The organism is Streptomyces sp. NPDC002206, from assembly GCF_053593595.1.
Window position 1 is genome coordinate 111,373 of sequence record NZ_JBSFCW010000011.1, and the last position, 21,512, is coordinate 132,884.

16 protein-coding genes and 5 pseudogenes are annotated in these 21,512 nt (G+C 69.5%); 11 read left to right on the forward strand and 10 right to left on the reverse strand.

Features of this window, described 5'->3' with window-relative positions:
* Nucleotides 1-154 precede the first annotated feature (154 nt).
* The gene (locus tag ACWCP8_RS21710; protein ID WP_451117548.1) at nt 155-2,338 is read left to right on the forward strand and encodes a galactose-binding domain-containing protein; all 2,184 of its coding nucleotides are present in this window, start codon (nt 155-157) and stop codon (nt 2,336-2,338) included.
* Nucleotides 2,339-2,480: 142 nt separating this feature from the next.
* Here ACWCP8_RS21710 and ACWCP8_RS21715 read toward each other — a convergent pair whose 3' ends face one another.
* Both ACWCP8_RS21715 and ACWCP8_RS21720 read right to left on the reverse strand, forming a co-directional pair.
* Nucleotides 2,481-5,024 (reverse strand): DUF4118 domain-containing protein, encoded by a 2,544-nt coding sequence (locus ACWCP8_RS21715; protein ID WP_451117550.1) that lies wholly within the window; start codon nt 5,022-5,024, stop codon nt 2,481-2,483.
* 22 nt (nt 5,025-5,046) lie between these two features.
* Nucleotides 5,047-5,325: pseudogene (locus ACWCP8_RS21720) on the reverse strand (winged helix-turn-helix domain-containing protein); the annotation flags it as partial.
* A 315-nt stretch (nt 5,326-5,640) separates the two neighbouring features.
* Between ACWCP8_RS21720 and ACWCP8_RS21725 the strand changes: the two are divergent.
* The gene (locus ACWCP8_RS21725) at nt 5,641-7,629 is read left to right on the forward strand and encodes an amino acid transporter (RefSeq protein ID WP_451117552.1); all 1,989 of its coding nucleotides are present in this window, start codon (nt 5,641-5,643) and stop codon (nt 7,627-7,629) included.
* Between the two features lie 44 nt (nt 7,630-7,673).
* Here the strand turns inward: ACWCP8_RS21725 and ACWCP8_RS21730 are convergent, their stop codons facing one another.
* On the reverse strand, nt 7,674-8,423 hold the full coding sequence (locus tag ACWCP8_RS21730; RefSeq protein ID WP_352268200.1) for a DUF4118 domain-containing protein: 750 nt from the start codon (nt 8,421-8,423) through the stop codon (nt 7,674-7,676).
* A gap of 473 nt (nt 8,424-8,896) precedes the next feature.
* Here ACWCP8_RS21730 and ACWCP8_RS21735 point away from each other — a divergent pair, with 473 nt between their 5' ends.
* Nucleotides 8,897-9,364, forward strand: a complete 468-nt coding sequence (locus ACWCP8_RS21735; RefSeq protein ID WP_352268201.1) for a DUF5709 domain-containing protein — start codon at nt 8,897-8,899, stop codon at nt 9,362-9,364.
* Nucleotides 9,365-9,392: 28 nt separating this feature from the next.
* On the opposite strand, the gene ACWCP8_RS21740 is transcribed toward ACWCP8_RS21735, so the two are convergent.
* The 3 genes and pseudogenes from ACWCP8_RS21740 to ACWCP8_RS21750 all read right to left on the reverse strand — a co-directional run.
* Nucleotides 9,393-9,575: a hypothetical protein gene (locus ACWCP8_RS21740; protein ID WP_352268202.1), complete on the reverse strand. Its 183-nt coding sequence runs from the start codon at nt 9,573-9,575 to the stop codon at nt 9,393-9,395.
* 91 nt (nt 9,576-9,666) lie between these two features.
* Nucleotides 9,667-10,107 carry a GNAT family N-acetyltransferase gene (locus ACWCP8_RS21745; protein WP_451117667.1) on the reverse strand — a complete coding sequence of 147 codons (441 nt, stop codon included), beginning with the start codon at nt 10,105-10,107 and terminating at the stop codon, nt 9,667-9,669.
* 90 nt (nt 10,108-10,197) lie between these two features.
* Nucleotides 10,198-11,085 (reverse strand): annotated as a pseudogene (locus tag ACWCP8_RS21750) (adenosine kinase); the annotation flags it as partial.
* Between the two features lie 157 nt (nt 11,086-11,242).
* Between ACWCP8_RS21750 and ACWCP8_RS21755 the strand changes: the two are divergent.
* From ACWCP8_RS21755 to ACWCP8_RS21765, 3 genes and pseudogenes are all read left to right on the forward strand, one after another.
* Entirely contained in the window at nt 11,243-11,980 is a 738-nt protein-coding gene (locus ACWCP8_RS21755; protein ID WP_451117555.1) for a polysaccharide lyase beta-sandwich domain-containing protein, read from the forward strand.
* A 165-nt stretch (nt 11,981-12,145) separates the two neighbouring features.
* A pseudogene (locus ACWCP8_RS21760) lies at nt 12,146-12,576 on the forward strand (Hsp20/alpha crystallin family protein).
* Nucleotides 12,577-12,669: 93 nt separating this feature from the next.
* On the forward strand, nt 12,670-13,065 hold the full coding sequence (locus tag ACWCP8_RS21765; protein WP_451117557.1) for a DUF2267 domain-containing protein: 396 nt from the start codon (nt 12,670-12,672) through the stop codon (nt 13,063-13,065).
* Nucleotides 13,066-13,080: 15 nt separating this feature from the next.
* Here the strand turns inward: ACWCP8_RS21765 and ACWCP8_RS21770 are convergent, their stop codons facing one another.
* Nucleotides 13,081-14,205, reverse strand: coding sequence for a PP2C family protein-serine/threonine phosphatase (locus tag ACWCP8_RS21770; protein ID WP_352268207.1), 1,125 nt, complete (start codon nt 14,203-14,205; stop codon nt 13,081-13,083).
* Between the two features lie 500 nt (nt 14,206-14,705).
* On the opposite strand from ACWCP8_RS21770, the gene ACWCP8_RS21775 reads away from it, so the two are divergent.
* Nucleotides 14,706-15,245 (forward strand): DinB family protein, encoded by a 540-nt coding sequence (locus ACWCP8_RS21775; protein WP_451117559.1) that lies wholly within the window; start codon nt 14,706-14,708, stop codon nt 15,243-15,245.
* Between the two features lie 121 nt (nt 15,246-15,366).
* On the opposite strand, the gene ACWCP8_RS21780 is transcribed toward ACWCP8_RS21775, so the two are convergent.
* Nucleotides 15,367-15,843 (reverse strand): (2Fe-2S)-binding protein, encoded by a 477-nt coding sequence (locus tag ACWCP8_RS21780; protein ID WP_326632298.1) that lies wholly within the window; start codon nt 15,841-15,843, stop codon nt 15,367-15,369.
* 16 nt (nt 15,844-15,859) lie between these two features.
* Entirely contained in the window at nt 15,860-18,211 is a 2,352-nt protein-coding gene (locus tag ACWCP8_RS21785) for a molybdopterin cofactor-binding domain-containing protein (RefSeq protein WP_352268209.1), read from the reverse strand.
* A gap of 812 nt (nt 18,212-19,023) precedes the next feature.
* On the opposite strand from ACWCP8_RS21785, the pseudogene ACWCP8_RS21790 reads away from it, so the two are divergent.
* The 4 genes and pseudogenes from ACWCP8_RS21790 to ACWCP8_RS21805 all read left to right on the forward strand — a co-directional run.
* Nucleotides 19,024-19,190 (forward strand): annotated as a pseudogene (locus ACWCP8_RS21790) (DoxX family membrane protein); the annotation flags it as partial.
* Between the two features lie 45 nt (nt 19,191-19,235).
* Nucleotides 19,236-19,451 carry a hypothetical protein gene (locus tag ACWCP8_RS21795; protein WP_451117675.1) on the forward strand — a complete coding sequence of 72 codons (216 nt, stop codon included), beginning with the start codon at nt 19,236-19,238 and terminating at the stop codon, nt 19,449-19,451.
* A 30-nt stretch (nt 19,452-19,481) separates the two neighbouring features.
* Nucleotides 19,482-19,792 (forward strand): annotated as a pseudogene (locus tag ACWCP8_RS21800) (IMP dehydrogenase); the annotation flags it as partial.
* A gap of 170 nt (nt 19,793-19,962) precedes the next feature.
* Nucleotides 19,963-20,628: an SDR family NAD(P)-dependent oxidoreductase gene (locus tag ACWCP8_RS21805; protein ID WP_356001651.1), complete on the forward strand. Its 666-nt coding sequence runs from the start codon at nt 19,963-19,965 to the stop codon at nt 20,626-20,628.
* Between the two features lie 4 nt (nt 20,629-20,632).
* On the opposite strand, the gene ACWCP8_RS21810 is transcribed toward ACWCP8_RS21805, so the two are convergent.
* On the reverse strand, nt 20,633-21,502 hold the full coding sequence (locus tag ACWCP8_RS21810) for a class I SAM-dependent methyltransferase (protein WP_352268211.1): 870 nt from the start codon (nt 21,500-21,502) through the stop codon (nt 20,633-20,635).
* Nucleotides 21,503-21,512: the final 10 nt, after the last annotated feature.

Sequence of the window (21,512 nt, forward strand, 5' to 3'; positions counted from 1 at the left end):
TTCGTTCAACTCTTGTTCCCAACAGGCCCTGACGCAGCGCCTGTTGCACACCTATTGACGTGTCCGAGTCAAGAGAGAAGTATCTTCCGCAGCCTGAGAGCGCTCTCAGGCTGCGCGTCGTGCACCCACACCACGACTCAGGAGACGAACCCCCATGTACGCACCCCCCGTACTCCGCAGACCTGCCCGTTCATCGGACGGACGACGTACCGGTGTGATCGCCGTCGTCGTCGGTCTCGTCATCTCGCTGCTGGCGTTCGTCCCCGCGACCCCGGCGAGCGCGGCGCCCACACTGCTCTCCCAGGGCAGAGCGGTGACGTCCTCCAGCGAGGAGAACGCCGGCACCCCCGCCACCTCCGCCGTGAACGGCATCGACGGCACCCGGTGGTCGAGCGCCTTCTCCGACCCGCAGTGGATCAAGGTCGATCTGGGCTCCTCCGCCTCGGTCTCCCAGATCGTGCTGAAGTGGGAGGCGGCCTACGCCAACGGCTACCGGATCGAGTTCTCCACGGACAACGGCACGTGGACCACCGCCTACTCCACCACCAGCGGCCCCGGTGGCACGGAGACCCTGAACGTCTCCGGCACCGCCCGCTACGTCCGGCTGACCGGCACCGCCCGGGCCACCCCGTACGGCTACTCGATCTGGGAGCTCCAGGTGTTCGGTACCACCGGCGACCAGGGCGGCCCGCAGATTCCCGGCGGCGGCGACCTCGGACCCAATGTGCTGGTCTTCGACCCGTCGACGCCCGGCATCCAGGCCAAGGTCGACGAGATCTTCAAGCAGCAGGAATCCGCGCAGTTCGGGAACGGCCGCTATGCGTTGCTGTTCAAGCCGGGCACGTACAACAACATCAACGCACAGCTCGGTTTCTACACCTCCATCGCGGGGCTCGGCCTCAAACCGGACGACACGACCTTCAACGGTGACGTGACCGTCGACGCAGGCTGGTTCAACGGGAACGCCACGCAGAACTTCTGGCGCTCGGCGGAGAATCTGGCACTCAACCCGGTGAACGGCACGGACCGTTGGGCCGTGTCGCAGGCCGCACCGTTCCGGCGGATGCACGTCAGGGGCGGGCTCAACCTGGCGCCCGACGGCTACGGCTGGGCCAGCGGCGGCTACATCGCCGACAGCAGGATCGACGGCCAGGTCGGCCCGTACTCACAGCAGCAGTGGTACACCCGCGACAGCTCGGTCGGTGGCTGGACCAACGGCGTCTGGAACATGACGTTCTCCGGAGTCGAGGGCGCACCCGCGCAGAGCTTCCCCGACCCTCCGTACACCACGCTCGACACCACCCCGGTCTCCCGTGAGAAGCCGTTCCTCTACCTGGACGGCTCCGAGTACAAGGTCTTCGTCCCGGCCAAGCGCACCAACGCGCGCGGCGTCTCCTGGAACGGTACGCCGCAGGGCGAGTCCATCCCGCTGAGCCAGTTCTACGTGGTCAAGCCCGGCGCCACCGCACAGACCGTCAACGCCGCGGTGCAGCAGGGCCTGCACCTGTTGTTCACGCCCGGCGTCTATCACGTGGACCAGACCATAAACATCGACCGGGCGAACACGGTCGTCCTCGGTCTGGGGCTCGCGACGATCGTCCCGGACAACGGCGTGACTGCGATCAAGGTCGGCGACGTGGACGGCGTGAAGCTCGCCGGTCTCCTGATCGACGCCGGTCCGCAGGACTCCTCGGTGCTGCTCCAGGTGGGCCCCGAGGGCGCCTCCGCCGACCACTCGGCGAATCCGACCACCGTGCAGGACGTGTTCATCCGGATCGGCGGCGCGGGCGCCGGCAGGGCCACCACCAGCATGGTCATCAACAACGACGACACCATCATCGACCACACCTGGATCTGGCGCGCCGACCACGGAGAAGGGGTCGGCTGGGAGACCAACCGTGCCGACTACGGGCTCCGGGTCGACGGTGACGACGTCCTCGCCACCGGCCTCTTCGTCGAGCACTTCAACAAGTACGACGTGCAGTGGAACGGCGAGAACGGCAGGACGATCTTCTTCCAGAACGAGAAGGCGTACGACGCACCGAACCAGGCCGCCGTCCAGAACGGCACCGTCAAGGGGTACGCCGCCTACAAGGTCGCGGACTCGGTCAACAACCACGAGGGCTGGGGCCTGGGCAGCTACTGCTACTTCAACGTGGATCCGACGATCCGTCAGGAACACGGCTTCGAGGCTCCGGTGAAGCCCGGGGTGAAGTTCCACGATCTGCTGGTGGTGTCCCTGGGTGGCCAGGGACAGTACGAGCACGTGATCAACAGCACCGGTTCGCCCACGTCCGGCACCTCGACCGTTCCCTCGACGGTGGTGTCCTTCCCCTGAGGAGGGTCCGGCCAGGACCTCGTGAGGTGAACGGATGACGTGGGGCCCGGCAGTGACTGCCGGGCCCCACAGCCGCGTCTCACCGCTGCCGTGTTCGGGCCTGCCGGGAGGAGTACGGCGGGGCCGCGGGTGAACACCGCGGCTACGAGGTCGCGGTGGCCGGAAGGTCCGGCCACTCCCCCACCCGGTCCGACGCCGTGCACAGCGTCAGCACCATGGTGAGCCCACCCCCCGGCGTGTCCTCGGCGGTCAGCGTGCCGCCCATCGTCTCGGTGAAGCCCCTGGCCACCGCGAGGCCGAGGCCCACCCCCGCGCCGCGCGGCGCGTCACCGTAACGCTGGAAGGGTTCAAAAACGCGGTCCTTCACCTCGTCCGGTATCCCGGGGCCGAGATCGACGACCCGCAGTTCCACCCGGCCGGCCATGGCGCTCGCCGACACCAGCACCGGTCTGCCCGCGGGGCTGTACTTGACGGCGTTCTCCACGACGTTGGCGACCGCCCGTTCCAGGAGCCCCTTGTCGACGGCGACCATCGGCAGATCCTCCGGGATGTCGAGCACCGCGCTCCCCTCAGGTACGCCGACCAGGGCCATCGGCACCACTTCGTCGAGGTCGATCTCGCGGATCAGCGGGGTGACGGTGCCGGTCTGCAGCCGCGACATGTCGAGGAGGTTGCCGACGAGGTGATCCAGGCGGTCGGCGCCCGCTTCGATGCCTTCGAGGAGTTCGGCCCGGTCCTCCTCCGACCATTCGACGTCGTCGGAGCGCAGCGAGGTGACGGACGCCTTGATGCCCGCGAGGGGTGTCCGCAGGTCGTGGCTGACAGCGGCGAGCAGGGCGGTACGGATGCGGTTGCCCTCGGCCAGTCCGCGGGCCTGCTGGGCTTCGTCCTGGAGGCGTTGGCGGTCGAGGACGACGGCCGCCTGCGCGGCGAATGCCGCCAGTACCCTCCGGTCCTCGGCGGGCAGCACCCGGCCGTGGAGTGCGAGCGCCATGTCGTCGCCCACGGGCATGTCCACATGGGCCTGTTCAGGACGGCCGACCGGCCTCGGGCCGACGCTGCCCGCACAGGTCCACGGGGCGACCTCGCTCTCCCGCTCCAGCAGTGCCACGGACTCCATCGAGAACGTCTCCCGGACCCGCTCCAGCAGCGCGTCCAGCGTCGTTTCGCCGCGCAGGATGCTGCCCGCCAGGAAGGAGAGGATCTCTGACTCGGCGCGCAGCCTCGCCGCCTGCTGGGTACGGCGGGCCGCGAGGTCCACGACGGAGGCGACGGAGACGGCCACGCCCACAAAGATCGCGATGGCCACGATGTTCTGCGGATCGGCGACGGTCAGTGTGTGGACGGGCGGGGTGAAGTACCAGTTGAGCAGGAAGGAGCCGAAGACCGCGGAGGCGAGCGCGGGCCGGAGTCCGCCGAGCAGCGCGGCGCTGACCGTCAGCGACAGAAACAGCAGCATGTCGTTGGCCAGGCCCACCTCGGGAGCAAGGCTGCTGAGGAGGACGGTGAGCAGGGCCGGTCCGGCCACCCCGGTCAGCCAGCCCCAGATGATCCGGGACCGGCCGAGCCGGCTGCTCCTGGTCATGGGCAGTCCGCGACCCTTGCCCATCGCGTCGTGGGTGACCAGGTGCACATCGAGGTCGGGGCCCGAGTCCCGGGCGACCGAACCGCTGACGCCGGGCCCGAACACGTACTGCCAGGGCTTGCGGCGGGACACACCGAGAACGACCTGGGTCGCGTTGACGCCGCGCGCGAACTCCAGCAGCGCGGACGGGACGTTCTCCCCTATGACGTGGTGGAAGGTGCCGCCCAGGTCCTCGACAAGGGTGCGCTGGACGGCGAGTTCCCTCGGCGACGCGGAGGTCAGGCCGTCGCTGCGGGCGATGTACACAGCCATCAGTTCGCCGCCCGCGCCTTTCTCCGCCAGCCGGGCCGCGCGGCGGATCAGGGTGCGGCCTTCCGGGCCGCCGGTGAGGCCGACGACGATGCGCTCGCGCGAGCCCCAGATCTTCGACACCCGGTGTTCGGACCGGTACTCCTGGAGGTATTCGTCGACCCGGTCGGCGGTCCACAGCAGCGCCAGCTCACGCAGGGCGGTGAGATTCCCGGGGCGGAAGTAGTTGGAGAGTGCAGCATCGACCTTGTCGGCCTTGTAGATGTTGCCGTGGGCCATCCGGCGACGCAGCGCCTGGGGCGACATGTCGACAAGTTCGATCTGGTCGGCGTGCCGGACGAATTCGTCGGGGACGGTCTCGCGCTGCCGGACTCCCGTTATCGACTCGACGACGTCGCCCAGCGACTCCAGATGCTGGATGTTGACGTTCGAGACGACGTCGATACCGGCGTGGAGCAGCTCCTCGATGTCCTGCCAGCGCTTGGCGTTGCGCGAGCCCGGGATGTTGGTGTGGGCCAGCTCGTCGACGAGGGCCACGGCGGGCCGGCGGGCGAGGACGGCGTCGACGTCCATCTCGGTGAAGACGGTGCCGCGGTAGTCCACCTCCTTGCGCGGCATCTGCTCCAGCCCGTGCAGCATCACTTCGGTGCGCGGCCTGCTGTGGTGCTCGACGAACGCGACGACGCAGTCCGTACCGCGCTCGACCCGTCGGTGGCCCTCCGAGAGCATCGCGTAGGTCTTGCCCACACCCGGAGCGGCGCCGAGGTAGATCCGAAGCTTTCCGCGTCCCATGTGTCCCGCCCGATTCCTGGGGCTCGAAGCGGTACCCCACGCCCGGTTCCGTGATCAGGCACCGGGGACGGGAGGGGTCCGGGTCGAGTCTTCACCTCAACTGGGCCATGCAGGCCCGCAGACAGTTGGTCGTGTTGCTGTACGAAAGGCCCCGGATCTCCTGGAGCAGCTGCCGTCGGGGGATGAGCCGCCCCGGATTGCCGGTCAGAAACTCCAGCAGATGCCATTCGGTCGGGGTCGGCCGTCCGTCGCGGACGACTTTCATGGCGACCGGGTCGGCGGTGAAGCCGGCGGTCGTGACGGCCTCCCGCTCGCCCGAGCGCGTACGCAGGCCGGGCTGCATGCCCTGCCATGGAATCCTCCTCGATGAGCCTGGGGCGAGTGGGGCCCGGTGCGGAGAGGCGGGCCGGGGCATGACTGCGAACCTATGCCCGGCGACCAGAAGGTCCGCCGTCCCTTAACGCGATTCTGACGGTCATCAGGGGTCCGCTGACGGGATACTGACGCGCCTGTGGTCCTACGGACAGCAGGTCTTGTACGCCCCGACCGTCGGGCGGATGACGCTGTGCTGGATACTCGCTCCTCGTCGTACGGCCGATCAGCAGGAAGAGCACACATGACTGGCATGCACGAACCCGATCCGGTCGGGCCCGTGCCGGGACAGGCCACGCTGCAACGGCGTCCCGGGGGGCGGGCCTGGCTGCTGGAGGGACTGAGCGAGCAGACGGCCCGGCACCCGGGACCGCACGGCACGCCGGGTCCCGAGCACCAGGGACACTCCTGGTGGCGGGTCATGTGCCTCACCGGTGTGGACTATTTCTCCACCCTCGGCTATCAGCCGGGCATCGCCGCACTGGCGGCGGGGCTGCTCTCGCCCCTGGCGACGCTGGTGCTGATTGCCCTGACGCTGCTCGGCGCGCTGCCCGTCTACCGCAGGGTGGCCAAGGAGAGCCCGCACGGCGAGGGCTCGATCGCCATGCTGGAGCGTCTGCTGCCCTGGTGGGCGGGGAAGCTCTTCGTGCTGGTGCTGCTCGGATTCGCGGCCACCGATTTCATGATCACCATCACGCTGTCGGCGGCGGACGCCTCCGCACACGTCGTGGAGAATCCTTTCGCCCCGAGTTGGATGCACGGCGAGAACGTGTGGATCACCCTCGTCCTGGTCACCGCTCTCGCCGCGGTCTTCCTCAAGGGGTTCCGTGAGGCGATCGGCATCGCGGTGGTGCTCGTCGCGACGTACCTGTTCCTCAACGTCGTCGTCCTGGCCGCCTCCGCCTGGGAGATCCTCACCCACCCGGTCAGGATCGGTGACTGGACGGACGCCATGACCCTCGAGCACTCCTCGCCGCTGGCCATGGTCGGTGTCGCGCTGCTCGTCTTCCCGAAACTCGCGCTGGGCATGTCCGGATTCGAGACCGGTGTCGCCGTGATGCCCCAGGTGCGCGGGGACGCGACGGACACGTACGAGAAGCCCGCCGGCCGGATCCGGGGCACCCGCAAGCTGCTCACCACCGCCGCCGTGATCATGAGCTGCTTCCTGCTGCTGTCCAGTCTCGCCACCACGATCCTGATCCCGCAGGACGAGTTCAGGAGCGGCGGCGCGGCCAACGGCCGCGCGCTGGCGTACCTCGCGCACGAGCACCTCGGCGAGGCCTTCGGCACCGTGTACGACGTCTCGACCATCGCCATCCTGTGGTTCGCCGGTGCCTCGGCGCTGGCCGGGCTGCTCAACCTCGTACCGCGCTACCTGCCGCGTTACGGCATGGCCCCTGAGTGGACGCGGGCGGTGCGACCGCTGGTGCTGGTGTTCATGGCGATCGCGGTGTTCATCACCATCTGGTTCGACGCCGATGTGGACGACCAGAGCGGCGCCTACGCAACAGGCGTACTGGTGCTGATGCTGTCGGCGTCCTTCGCGTCGACCGTTGCCGTGCACCGCCGCGGCCACCGGTGGGGCGCCGCCGGGTTCGGTGCGATCACCGCCGTCTTCGCGTACACCCTGGTCACCAATGTCGTCGAACGGCCCGACGGCATCAAGATCGCCTCGCTGTTCATCATCGCCATCCTGCTGACGTCGTCGGCCTCCCGGGTCCACCGTGCCTTCGAGCTCCGCGCGGCGGCGGTGACCTTCGACGAGGACGCCGTCCGGCTGATCGACGAGGCGGCGGCGGCCGGACCGCTGCGGATCATCGCCAACGAGCCGCAGGAGCACAGCAGGGTCGCGTACCGCGCGAAGGAGTACAGCCAGCGCGAACAGACCCATATCCCCGACGGCCGTCCCGTGCTGTTCCTGGAGGTCTTCATCCAGGACTCCTCGGACTTCACCGCCGCGGTGGCCGTGCACGGCGACGAGAAGCACGGGGTACGCAGACTGCGCATGGAGAGCGCGGTGGTGCCCAACACCATCGCCGCGGTGCTGTTGGAGCTGCGCAACCGCACCGGAGAGGTCCCGCACGCCTACTTCAACTGGACCGAGGGCCATCCGGTCAGCCAGCTGCTGCGCTTCCTCGTGTTCGGCGAGGGCGAGGTCGCGCCGGTCACCCGCGAGGTGCTGCGCCGGGCGGAGCCGGACCCGGCACACCGGCCCCGCATCCACGTCGGCTGACCGGGCCGGCCGTCCGCCCCGCTCGGCGGCGGTCCCGGCCCGTCTCAGCCGCCCGCCGGCCGGCCTGCCGTGTCGAGCGCGGCGCCCGCCTGGTCGGCCAGTGTCACGGCGACCAGGCGGGCCTGCAGCGTCGGTACGGTTCCCGGCGTGGGATCGAGCATGTACCTGCCGACGTAGTGGCCCTGTCCGCTGGCCCGCAACTCGATCTCGCCCTCCGGCCAGCCGCCACGCGCGACGTCCCAGCGCCTTCGGCCGACGCACACACTGCCGTCCTGCTCCAACCGCGGTGGCCGCCCCAGCAGGGTTCCGTACTCGAACCGGCAGCCCCGCAGCTGCAGCAGCTCGACGAGTTCATCCCGCACGTGGGCGACGACGGCGTCGGCGGAGGTGGTTGCCTGCGCCAGTTCCGCGGTGTCATGGATTCGGGCGAGGTGGCCCGCATCGGTCACGGCGATCACCTCGAGCCGCCGTACCCGGGCAGCCAGCTGCGAGACGATCAGACCGACGATCAGGAGCAGCACGGCCGTCTCGATGTCGTCGCCGCCATTGATGGTGAACCGCTGATACGGCCGGGTGAGGAAGAAGTCGAACCAGACGGCGGCGGACAGCGCCGCCACCGCGCCCGCGACCCGGCTGCCGAAGGCGGCCACCGCGACGACGACCACGACGAGTACGAGGGCGGCATTGGTCCTCGACAGGTCCGTACGGAACGGCACGAGTGCCAGCGCCACCAGCAGCGGCCCCACCAGCGCAGCCACGAGTGCGAGCCGGTCCCGGAGCGGCTGGCCGGTCATGTGTCACCTCCTACGCCCTCGGTATCACGGGCAGCCGGTGGCCGCTCGGCGAGATCTTCATGGAGGCTGTGCGCACTTCGGGCAGTGACGATCACTCGCCCGGCCGACCCACGCCACGGACCGGGGGTCCGCGCCACCGCCGAGTTCAGTCTGGGTCCGCCGCGGTCCGCGGACGCCATGCCTTGATACGGCCCTGACGCGTCGCACACCCGTATTGACGCCGCCCTGACAATCCGGCGGGCGATGAACCAGGCGTCCCGCCGGGTACGTGGACCGACTCGCGCGACCGGCCGATACGCACCGCACCGTTCTGCTCACGCCGTGCCACCGACGAAGGTCCTGGCCTCCGCATCCACTGCGGGCGCCGGTGCGCTTCCGCTCGTCCCGACGGCCGACACCGCACATGATGAGAACGAGGGCATGACGCGAACGGGACGTCGCCCCGACGGTTCACTCCCGACATTGGAGGTGACATGGACATCGACACCACGATGGGCGACGAGGTCTACCAGCCGGACGGCTCGGAGGTGCAGGACGACGCCGGTCTGCTCGACGTGGAGGACACTCTCGACGACCGGGCCGGTACGGATCCGCTCGATGCAGGCTATTCGCCCCCCGAGCGGCCGTGGGCCGTGGAACACCACGGTGTCACGGCGGCCGAGCAGCACGAAGGGGAAACGCTCGACCAGCGCCTCAGCGAGGAGGAGCCGGATCTCGTCGTACCCGACGGAGACGAGATCGGCGATGTGTTGGACACCGACGGTGAGGTCCGTGACGACGAGGTCGGCGGACTGCGCGCCGGACGGCTCGTCGCACCCGACGAGGGTGCCCACGCGGACGACGAGAAAGACATGATCGCGTTCGACGTCGGCATCGACGGCGCAGCAGCCTCGGCCGAGGAAGCGGCCATGCACGTGGTCCCCGCCCCGGAAGGTCCGTAGACCCCGCCCCGCACCATCGACCTCCGCCTCAGGGGATGCGGGAGATCGCACGGATCGTGGGCGACCGGACGCCGCATCCGCCGCGCGCCCGCTCGGCGAGCTTCCGGCGACGTCCCTCACATGCCTGCTCGACGGCGCCGAGCCGAACGACGACGTGGCCGAGTTGCTGAGCACCCAGCACCGGCGACTGGACGAGGTGGACGCCGGCCACCGGCCATGGTCTCGCAGCCGCGCGAGCCGGCACGGATTCCGCTCCGGTCAGGCAGGGAGTCCTGAGGGACCCTTTGCCGGTCGACGCCGGGTCAGGCCAGCCTCAAGTCGATGAAGCGCACACTGTCCCCCGGCAGCAGGTATCTCTCGACTTCGACAAATCCCTGTGCCTGCGCGAACCGCAACCCGTCCGGGTTGGACTCCAGGACCACCGTCTCGATGACGTCGGCTCCGAGCCTTCGCACCTGCGCCAGCCCTCGCGCGTAGAGTGCTCCGCCGAACCCTTGTCGCCGGTGAGCCGGGAGCACTCTGGCGATCACCGTGCCAACCGATGCTCCGCTCGTGGGCGGGCGCACGGTCGAGCAACCGACAAGGACGTCGCCCAGATACGCAACCTCCAACCGGTTGCGTTCGACGCGCTCACGTACCTCGTCGAGAGACAGGGCGGCCGTGGGGATGATCGCGTTATGGACATACTGCCAGTCACGAAGCATGGCATCGCCGTCCACCTGCTCGATGCGAAGATCAGTCATCGCAGCAGGAAACCGCGCGCCTTGTGGGCCGTCAACTGCAACAGCCGTCAGGCACGTCATGTCATCAGCCGGTCGGGCTTCCTTCCGCCGCGCGAGGGAGAGGAGTTCGGCCCGGCCGATGAGGTCGGTCCCTGTCGCCGGCACGGTGCAGGCATGGGCTCCGGCGATCGCGCCGTAGAGGCCGCACCGCTGTGGTGACTCGCCGGACAGCCGGCCGAACAGATAGCCCGCCACGAACGCGTCGCCGGCGCCGTTGGAGTCCACCACCTGCCCGGGCGGTGTGACCGCCGGAATGTGGGTCAGCTCCCCGTCGAGCAGTTGGTACGCCCCCGCGGCTCCCGCTGTGGCGACGACCGCTCGGGCTCGGCCGCGGTCGGCGATCTGCCGCATGGTCTTCTCCGGGTTCACCAGGGCGGCGGTCGACAGGAAGACCAGGTCGGCCTCGTAGGCGAACGCCTCGTGGTATGCCTCCGCGCCGTCCCAGTTGTGCAGGTCGGTCGAGATGGTCACCCCTGCCTCGCGCAGCGTGGGAAGGGCGAACGCGCAGGGATAGGTGATGGAGACGTGGGCGTGGCGGCTGACCGCGGCGAGGGCACCCACCGTTTCCGGGGGCAGCCGGTCAGCTTCCTGCGAGCGGCTGTTGTCGTACAACGACAGCCGCCGCCCGTCGGGGCCGACGAGATTCACCGCGCGCTTGGTGCCTGCGGGCAGGGGGACCTCGGTGAGCGCGATGCCCCGCTCGCGGTGCAGCGCGCGGACCAGGTTGCCTGCGTCGTCATCGCCGATCATGTCGATGTGATGTGTGCGCAGCCCCAGAGCGTGTACCCCGAGCGCCACGAAGTCGCCGGTCTGGCCCGCCCGCGTTTCGATGGCAGGCACCATGTAGCTGTCGGCGTACGGAAGAGGCAACTGGGGGACGTACACAATGGTGTCCACGCCGGCACCCCCCAGGACGAGGATGTCGGTCTCGGTACTCAACGGCACTCCCTCGGTTCTTGAACTCCGGGTGCAGCGTATCGGCGGGGAGCACCCCACCGAAGGGCATGGCCGCAGCCCGGTCATTCACTTCGGCTCGGCACCCGGGGACCGCGTTCCCGGCCGGCCGCGTCCCCTTGTCGCCGCTCGGCCGTTCTGGTTGACTCCGCCCGCCGGGTCGCCAACTCGCAGGCGGAGGACGCCACATGGAGATCACCCGCAGACGTCTGCTGGCCGTTTTGTCAGCCGCCGGCCTCCTGACGGTGATCCCCGCACAACCGGCAACCACTGGCTGCGCTACGCCAACACCACACAACGCGCCGCCGTCGGCTACGTCTTCCTCGACACCCCGCAGGTCCGGGTCTCCCTGGACGAGGTCACCCGCAGCCGCCGGGTCGTCCGCACCTCGAATCCGGACACCGCCGTCACCCGCACCGTTCTCGGCGTAACGGTCGATCAGGCACCCGGAGCCGAACCCGCCTGCATGGCCTACGCGTTGGTACCGAATGCGGGCGGGGCGCAGTTGGCGTCGTACCCGAACGGCCCGCTGCAGGTCCTGGCCAACACCCCGCGCCTGCAGGCCGTGTCCCACACCGGCCTCGGTCTGAGGGCGGCCAATACGTTCACGCCCGGATGGCACGAGGTCGGGGGCCTGCGCATGGACGGTCCGGCGTCGGTGATCGTGCAGCGCCGCGGGCACCGGGGCCCGACCACCGTCGCCGTGTCCGACCCGACGATGGGCCGGGACAGGGCCGGTGTCCTTATCCGAGGCAGGTCACTGCGGAAGGTGTCGTCGGACGACGGGGTACGCGTGAGCCCGGTCCACGGCGGAACCCGCGTCGACGTCGACACCCGTCACGCGTACGGCCGCAGCTTCACGGTCACGCTGCAGGACTGAGCCGTGCCGTAAGGGTGCCGTCTGCGGCACCGGTGCTCTCCTTCGTCAGCGCCGTCATCTTTTCGATGACATCCTCATTGTCGTATTTGGACGACATGTGAGAGCGGGAATCAGGTGAAGCGCATGGGCAGGTACCACTGCCCGATCATCTGGAGGTGCTTCGCGATATTGATGCGCACCGGCCCCTTCCGCGAGCTCGACCGGCTCACCCAGCAGCTCATCAGCCCCGGCGCCTGGTCGCGGCCCTCCGCGATGCCGATGGACGCCTACCGCGAGGACGACGAGTACGTCGTGGTGTTCGGCCTGCCCGGCGTCTCCCCGAGGCGATCGACATCGATGTCGAGCGAAACATGCTGACGGGCCAGGCCGAGCGCCGACCGACCGCCCAGGGCGACAATGTCCAGGTGGAGCTCTCCGAGCGCCCGCTGGGCGTGTTCAGCCGTCAGGTCGTCCTGGCCGATACCCTCGACACCGAGCACATCGGCGCCGACCACGACGCGGGAGTTCCGACCCTGCGCATCCCGATCGCCGAGTGCGCCAGGCCCCGCAAGATCACCATTGGCGGAGAGGCAGCGCGCAAGGAGAGCGGCGATTGAGCCGGATCCCGCCCGCACAGGCAGCGGAGGACGGGGCGGGTCTCCCCTCCCCCTCGGCTCCGTCCCCCGCGTTTCGAGAAGGGGACAGCTGCAGTGCCCCTGCGAACGGAAGCGTTCCTGGACCGCATCCAGGAACGCGGCGACTACAACAATCGACAGGAAGCGGAACGAGCAGCCCGCGTCGTGCTGGCCCTCCTGGGCGCGCATCTGGTGGGCGAGGAGCGGGCCGAGCTCGCCGCCCGCCTCCCGGAGACATATGCCCTCATCCTCCTCAGCCCGCTGCAGGCCGCCGAGCCCCTCTCCCCCGAGCGGTTCGTGCGCGCCACCGCGGCCTGGATCGAGGGAGCGACCGAGGAGACCGCGAAGTGGGACGTCGGCGCCGTGTTCAGCGCGACCGCCGACGCTGCGGGCGAGGAGCTAACCCGCCGCGTCCTGCTACAGCTACCGGTGGGTTTCGACCTGCTGTTCGGCCGCTCCCTGCCGACGTGACCATCCGACGGGACGCTACGCGGGATCCGGAAGTCGTTCGATGGCGACCATGGCCGCATCGTCTCCCAGGCGCCCGCCCGCGTGCCGGAGGAGGTCGGCACGCACGTACTCCAGCAGAGATTCCGCACCGTCCCCGCGCCGGGACGCAACCCGCTCGAACAGCGGATAGAAGCCTCCTGAGCGGTCACGGGACTCGATGACGCCATCGGTGTACAGGAGCAGGACATCGCCGATGCCGAAGGCGAATGTCTCCGCAGTGAATGCGGGGGCGAGCAACTGCGCGAGCCCGAGAGGCGGAGCGGGCTCATCCACTTCGAGGGACAGCACCTCGCCCCCATGGAGCAGCAACGGCGGTGGATGACCGCAGCTGACCAGGCGAAGTTCGGAAGCAGCATCGGGGATGTCGAGCACGGCGGCAGTGACGAAGGCCTCCGCGCTGTAATCGTCCTCCGCTTCCCCGTCCGTGGTGCCGTTGCGGTCCACTGTGACCCCGTCCTCCAGGTGCCCCACCAGTTCGGGCAGCCGCGCTTCCCTGTGCGCGAGAGCCCGGAAGGCGCCCAGCACGCCCGCGGCTTCACCGATCGCATCGAGTCCCTTGCCGCGAGCATCGCCGACGATCACGCGGGTGCCGTCGGCGGTGCGGGCGAGCGCGTAGAGATCACCGCCCAGCTGCGCCTCCGCCTCTGCGGCCAGGTAGACCGAGGCGATGCGCAGGGGGCCGCTGCGACGGGGCAAGGGCTGCATCAACACGTGCTGTGCCGTCTCCGCCACCGAGCGCAGCTGCGTCATCTCCTGCTCGTGCCGTTCCCTCAGATGTGCAAACACCGTGACAAAGGCAGAGATCAGACAGAGGGCAATGATCTGGTAGGTGTGATTGAGGTCGTTGAGGCTGGTGCGTGCGATGGCGACCAGGGACTGAGCCAGCACGGCAACCGCGCCCACGAAGGCAGTCATACGGGGGCCGGCGAACGACGAGGTCACAGCGGGCGCTGCCACGAGAAACGGCCCCAGGTGGACATCCGGCGGCGCGCTGATGTCCACCACGGTGACGGCGGCGATCAGGGCGAAAGGCATCGCCACGAGTGCCTTCGAGTGCCGCCGGGTCGCGTGGAGCGAGCGCAGGAACCGCTGCGAGTTCATAAGTCCGGAATACCTCAGACCGTCTGCGACCGCCCTCTCGATGCCCGCAGTTCCGGGTCGGGTGCGGGCACCGCCGTCCGGGCGCTGCCGGATCCCGGATCTCACGCACGCAGCTCCACCCGTCAGTGAACGGTTCAGCGCCGGTTGCGGAAGGTGCGACGCAGGTCGGCGACCCGGCCGTCAGGGATTTCCCAGGGAATGAAGTGCCCGCCGTCGTGGTGCGCGGTGAAATGGACGTGGTTGTGCCGGTCTGCGCGTTCGGAGGTCCTGGACGCGCTGATCGGTGGTGAGGCCGGGTGGGTTCTCGTACCCGGCGAAGGTGATGCCGGTCGGGGCTTCGACGACCGGTCGGCGGTCGTGGGAAGGGGTCCACGGGTAGCGATTCGCGTTGACATAGAGATATTTTCTGTTCCGGCGGCCCCGTGGCCGCGCCTGCAGATCCGGCCGGCTCCACCCAAGTCCCTGGCCCGGCGCAGGCCCCGCCGGTAGGCTCACCGCCCATGCCCGACATGGACGAACAGGGTCGCCCGGAACCTCCCCTTGCGGCCGACGAGACCAGCACCCTCCTGGGCTTCCTGGAGTTCCACCGCGCGACCCTGACGTGGAAGTGCGCCGGACTGGACACGGCCGGCCTCGGGGCGACCGTCGGTGCCTCCTCGATGACGCTGGGCGGGATGCTCAAGCACCTGGCCTTCGTCGAGGACTACTGGTGCTCCCGTTGGCTGCACGGACGGGACCCGGAGCCCCCGTGGGACACGGTGGACTGGAAGGCCGACCCCGACTGGGACTGGCACTCAGCCGCCGAGGACACCCCCGAACAGCTTCATACGCTCTGGCAGGACACCGTGGCCCGCTCCCGCTCCCTGGTCACGCAGGCGCTGGCCGACGGCGGCCCGGAGCGACTGGCCCGGCGCACCTGGCTCGACGGTCGCGCACCCAGCCTGCGATGGATCCTCATCCATCTGGTCGAGGAATACGCGCGCCACAACGGGCATGCCGACCTCCTCCGGGAGTCGTTGGACGGGCGCACCGGGGAGTAGCCACCGGGGGACAGCGCTCATCCCCGCGATCCCCGGCGCCACCGAGCAGGCGGCGGCCGGCCACCATCGGTTCTCCTCCCGCCACGCTGTGCGCCCGCCCCTTTCCTGTACCGCAATCGGTTCAGAACTTCTCCGCGCCTGCCGTGATGGCCTCACGGATGCGGTTGTAGGTGCCACAGCGGCAGATGTTGCGTATCTCGTCGAGGTCGGCTTCGTCGATCTCGCGTCCCTCCTCCCTGGCGCGCCGGACCTTGGCGACAGCGGTCATGATCTGGCCGGGCTGGCAGTAGCCGCACTGCGCCACGTCGTACTCCAGCCATGCCTCCTGCATCGGGTGCAGGTCCCGGCCGACCGTCGCGGGCAGGCCCTCGATCGTGGTCACCTCGTCGGCGGGACCGACATCCTTGACCGGGACGCTGCAGGGGTTGAACGCCTTGCCGTTGATGTGGCTGGTGCACGCCTGGCAGACGCCGAGCCCGCAGCCGTACTTCGGTCCGGTGACGCCCAGGACGTCGCGAAGCACCCAGAGCAGCCGGACGTCGTCCTCGATGTCCACGGTCACCGGTTTGCCGTTGAGGATGAAGGTGTGTTGCGGCACGGGAGCTCCTGGTCTTCTAAAAGGTGCGGTCGAGGCCGTCGGTGGGCGAGGCAGGGATCGGCGGGGTGGTGGGCAGCGGCTCGAAGCCGAGGGGCTCGCCGTGGTTGATGGGGAAGGTGGTGGGCATGGTGCCGGTGGCCCGACCGTAGGCGCAGGCGACGGCCGCCATCGCGCCGGCGACCGCCAGCTCCCCCGCACCACCGGGCTTGCCGGTGGTCGGTGGCATGACGACGATCTCCAGCTCGGGTGGGGTGTTCCACTGCCGGGTGTAGAAGTAGTTGTCCCAACTCCCCTCCAGAAAATGCCCGTTCTGGAGGTGGAGACCCGCGGTGAGGGTGATGGCGATGCCGTCGATGATGCCGCCCATCATCTGCGCCTCCAGGCCGCGCGGGTTGACGGCGAGGCCGACGTCGACGGCGCAGACGACCTTGGTGACACGAGGGCCCGTGTAGGCGTCACGGATCTTCCTTCCGGTCGTCTCCGGCCTGCAGTCGATCTCGGCGAGGACAGCGACGAAGCCGTGGTACTCGGGGTGCACCGCGATCCCCTGCCCCGTGCCGGCAGGCATGGACCGGCCCCACCGGCCCACCTCCGCGACCTTGTCGAGGACGGCCCTGGCCCGCTCGTCCTTGAGGAACTGACGCCGGAACGCGTGGGCGTCCTTCCCCGTCCGTTTCGCCAGCTCATCCACGACGAGCTCCTGCGCGCAACGGACGTTGGGCGAGTAGATGTTCCGCATGGAGCCGGTGTTGAAGCCCTTGCGGGTCTCGGCGAGGAGCTGGGTGGTGACCCCGAAGTGGTACGGACTCTGCTGCGTCAGAGCGAAAATCGTCTCGGAGAACGTCAAGTCACCGACCGGAAGTTGGGCCGCCTCCGAGGTGATGATCTCGCCCAGGCCATGGCCGAAGTCGGTGGCCACGGACGTGTGCCGCTGCTCGTACGTCAGGACCTGCCCGAGCGTGTACGTGGCCCGCACCCGCGAGGTGGACATCGGATGCGTTCGGCCCTGGCGGAAGTCGTCGGTCCGGTGCCACATCAGCCTCACCGGCTTGCCCATGGCCCGGGAGATCTCGGCGGCCTCGCGGGCGGCGTCATGGAAGAGTTTGCGACCGAACGAGCCGCCGCCCTCTGTGACATGGACCTTGACGGCGGTGGGTGGCAGACCGAGCTGGAGGGCGATCTGTTCCTGTGCGGTGATCGGTGACTTCAGGCTCGCCCAGATCTCGGCGGAGTCCGCTCGTACGTCTGCGACGGCGCAATTGGTCTCCAGGGCGCCGTTGCTGGCGAAGTGGAAGGTGAACCGTGCGTCGACGGCCTTGGTGAGCAGGGGCAGCGGCGGTACGACAAGGGGAAGTTCGGCTGCCCGCAGTTCCTTGAGGACAGTCGTGTCCGAGGAACCCTCGGCAGTACCGGGCGCCCAGGTCACCTTCAGGGCGCGGACCGCGTCGATGCACTGCCCGAACGTGCGGCCGCGGACGGCGACGCCGGTGGAGATCCGCGCGACGTCGGTGATGCCCGGCATGGCCCGGACCTCGTCCAGGTTCTCCACCGAGCGGACCGTGCCGTTGATCGTCGGCGGCCTGCACACCATCGTGGGCAGGGCGCCGGGCACCTGCACGTCCATCGCGAACTTCTTGCGGCCCGTCACCGCCGCCAGGGCGTCGATGCGCCGCTGCGCCGTTCCGATGACCTTGAACTGCGAGGGCTCCTTGAGCGTGACCTCGACCTGGGCGTCCGCGAGGGCGGCCGCCTTCACCGCCAGCTCGCCGTACGTGATGCTCGCCCCGGCCGCGGAGGTGATGACACCGGCCTTCGCCGTGAGGGAGCCGATCGCTTCACCCAGCTCCAGAGCCGCGGCCTTCAGCAACTGCCCCCGTGCCACGGCCGCGGCCACCCGGATCGGGGTGAAGGTGGAGATGGTGGTGTTCGAGCCGCCGGTGAGCTGGTTGAACAGCAGCTCCGGCCGGGCGTCGGCCAGCGTCACCGATATCTTCTCCAGCGGGAGGTCCAGCTCCTCGGCGATCAGCATCGCGGAGGACGTGGTGATGCCCTGCCCGACCTCCGCCCGCGGCAGGGCGAAGGAGGCCGTGCCGTCGGAACCGATCCGGATCGTGATCAGATTCGACGTGGGCAGTGCGGCGTGGGTCAGCATGTCGTTGAGGTCGTAGACCTCGGACGGCCCCGGCACCGAGGGAACCACGGCGGCGGCCCGCGACGGCGCCAGCACCACCTCGCCCAGCTGGGCGGCGACGGTGAGCGTCGATCCCGCCACGACGTATCCGAGGAACCGCCGTCTGCTCACCCCGGACGTCCCACGACCGAAGTCATCGCCCGGGTTCTCGTCCCGCAGGCGCTTCTCCACATCCATCAACTGTCCTCTCGTGGAGTCCGGAGTCGGATTCGGACCGGCGACGGCCCGGCGCGACGGGGGCCGGCTCGCGCCTGACCGCCGCCCGGAACCACCTGTCATGTCGTCGGAATCACCAGAGTTATACGCGAACTGAAGCCTCGCGCCGGGCGGGGTGAGGAAAACTTCTACCGTATCGGCATGAAGAACGCACCAGTTGCGTCCTGCCTCGGTGGTCTGCGGCTGCCCCACCATCTGCGGAGGGTCACGCGGGCGAGCAGCCGCCGGCCGCGGGAGACGACCTCTCGACCCCGGCCTGGTGAACGGTGCGCAGCGGCTCACTGCTCAATCCGGTGCGTGACAAGGGTCTGATGTACGTCAGCGGAGAACCGGGCACGCCGACTACCCCGTGCTGGTCGCCACCCGCCCCGGGCCAGGCATCCGAACCGGCTCGGCACGGGAGGCGAAAGGGCGTAATGATGGAAGACAGCAAGCCGATGTCACTTAGTTCATGACGACAACGACCGGCGGCCTGACCGGACTGACGCGAGAACGCCGGCGGTGGTCCTGCTGACTTCCTGTTCCGGCTGTGTCGCGGTCCGCCACGCATGGCATGCCCTTGAAGGCGCCATGGTGACCAGACAACCGCCCTGCTGCTTCCACGGTGGTCAGTCGGCACCACCGCGGGACCTCGGAGCAGAGAAGAGCCCCCGGTGAAGTACATCGCTGAACAACTCCGCGCCTCCCCCGAGCCCGCCTCCGCTTCGGCGCGGCCCGCAGTGTCCGCCGCCGACTGCGGCCTGCTTCTCATCAGGGTGACGTTCGGCCTGCTCATGGCAGGGCACGGCGCCCAGAAGCTCTTCGGCATCTTCGGTGGCGACGGCCTCACCGCCACGGGTGCATATTTCGCCGCGACGGGTTACCGCCCGGGGAAGGTCTACGCCGTCATCGGCGGTGGATCCGAGTTCCTGGGGGGCTCGGACTGGCTCTGGGACTGTTCACGCCACTGGCATCGGCTGCCGTGATCGGTGTGATGATCAACGCCATGGCGACCGTTACCGCGGCACACGGTCTGTGGGAGCAGGACGGCGGCATGGAGTACAACCTGTGCATCGCGGTCGTCGCGCTCGGCATTGCGGCCATCGGCCCCGGGCGGCTCGCCCTGGACCGCCCCTTCCGCTGGGGGAAGGGCGGCTGGCGCGAAGCCGCCTTCGCTCTGTTCCTCGGCGGCATAGCGTCCGCGATCGTGCTGAGCCTCTGAGAGTGATGCCGTGATTGCCGGACACCGCTCGTGCTGGAGTGCGTCGGCGCCCCCGAGTCGATGCAGCGGTCCCTGTTCTCCACCTGCCCCGCCGGCAACGTCGGCTTCGTCGGCGTCCCGCACGGCGTGCAGATCGACGACGAGCAGCTGTTCTGCTCGCACGTCACTCTGCGTGGCGGCCGGCGCCGGTGCGCCGCTTCCTGCCCGACGTGATCGAACGGGTCCTCGACCGCATCGACCCCGGCAAGGTCTTCGACCTCACTCTCCCGCTGGACCCGGTGGTCGGCGGCTACCGTGCGATGGACGAGCGCCGCGCCTTCAAGCCCCTGCTTCGCCCCTGACGCAGCAGCCCGGGCAAGGCATCCGCACGGAGCGCCCTCGTCATCGACGAGGAGTACGGCAGCCGCGTCGGACACGAGCGTCGAGCGGCCGGCATGCTCCCCGCGTACGGCCGCCCCCGGAATCATCCCGACGCCGCTGTTCCTGATCGGCGCACGCCAAGGAGGAAGTCATGACCACCATGGCCATCATCGGAGCAGGCCCCGGCCTCGGAGCGGCCGCCGCACGGCGGTTCGGCCGTGAGGGCTTCGAGGCAGCGCTCATCTCCCGCGACCAGGGCCGGGCCGATGCCCTCGCCGCCGACCTGGCCGGCGAGGGCGTGATGGCGCGCGGTTTCGCCGCCGACGTACGCGATCCGAGTGCCCTCGCGGCAGCCCTGGACGCCGCGACCGCGACCCTGGGTCCGATCGAGGTGCTGCAGTACAGCCCGGTCCCGCACAAGGACTTCATGCGGCCGGTCCTGGAGACCACTCCGTCCGACCTCGTGGGCCCGATCGAGTTCTCCGTCTACGGCCCCGTCGCCGCCGTGCACCAGGTGCTGCCCGACATGCGCGCCCTCGGCCGCGGCACCATCCTCTTCGTCAACGGCGGCACCGCCGCGGTCCCTCACCCCGACCGTGCCGGCACCTCGGTCGCCTTCGCCGCCGAAAGAGCCTACGGCCAGATGCTGCACGACGCCCTCGCCGACGACGGCATCCACGTCGCGCAGCTCATCATCCCCGGCGCGATCATCCCCGGACATCCGAGGAAGGACCCGGCCACGCTCGCACAGACCCTGTGGAGCATCCACCAGGACCGGCGCGGGTTCCGGCACTTCGCCGACGACCTGGAAGCCTGACCGATCAGCCCTGCGGCCGGACGTCAGGCGGTCCTGGAACGGCTTCCTGGGGCCTCCATCCCCAGGCCGTGATCATTCCGGGCGACAGTGCAGCGCAGTCGGGCGAGTCGAGATACCGGATCGCCGCGTCGACCGTCGCGTCGTCCACCAGCCCGGTGTCCAGGATCGCGTCCCTCGCCCGGTCCCAGCTGCGGGCCCAGAAGCGGCTGATGGGGCTCCGGGGGACCAGGGGCGGTACCCGGATCTCGGCGGCGACGGAGGCGAGCCCCGCGGCGCGGAGCAGATGTGGATACTCGAGGACCCAGGAGACGTCGGTGCCGATGGTGTCCCGCAGCCCTTGCCACATGGCCTGCATGACCCGGGTGTACGGCGTCGTGGGCGCAGTCGCGGTGGTCAGGTCGACGGCGTCGCTGAGGACCAGCACCCCGCCGGGAGTCAGGAGTTCACCCAGTCCGGCGATCAGGCGGTGCCATGAAGGCAGGTGCATCAGGACGAATCGGGCGTGGACCAGCTGGAATCGGCCGGGGGCGAACCCCGGGGCGCTGATGTCCGCCTCCAGGACACCGAGCCCGGGGAAGGGGTGGGCGGTGAGGAAACGTACGTCACGGTCGACAGCGAGCACGGTCGCGACACCCGCCTCGTGCAACAGCCGCCGGGCGACGGTGCCGGTGCCGGCTCCTACGTCGAGGCAGTTCCAGCCCGGCCCGGCCCCCAGGCTCCGCAGGCGGGCCATCGTGATGTCATCGTAGGCGAGCGCGCCGAGGTCGATGCGGTCGCGCTCCCCCGGCTGCTCGGGCCGGAACACCGCCTCGCCGTAATGGCCTGCTGTGGACAGCCCCGGCGGCTGTCCACCGGGCCGGGCGCGTGCGCACATGTGTCAGCCA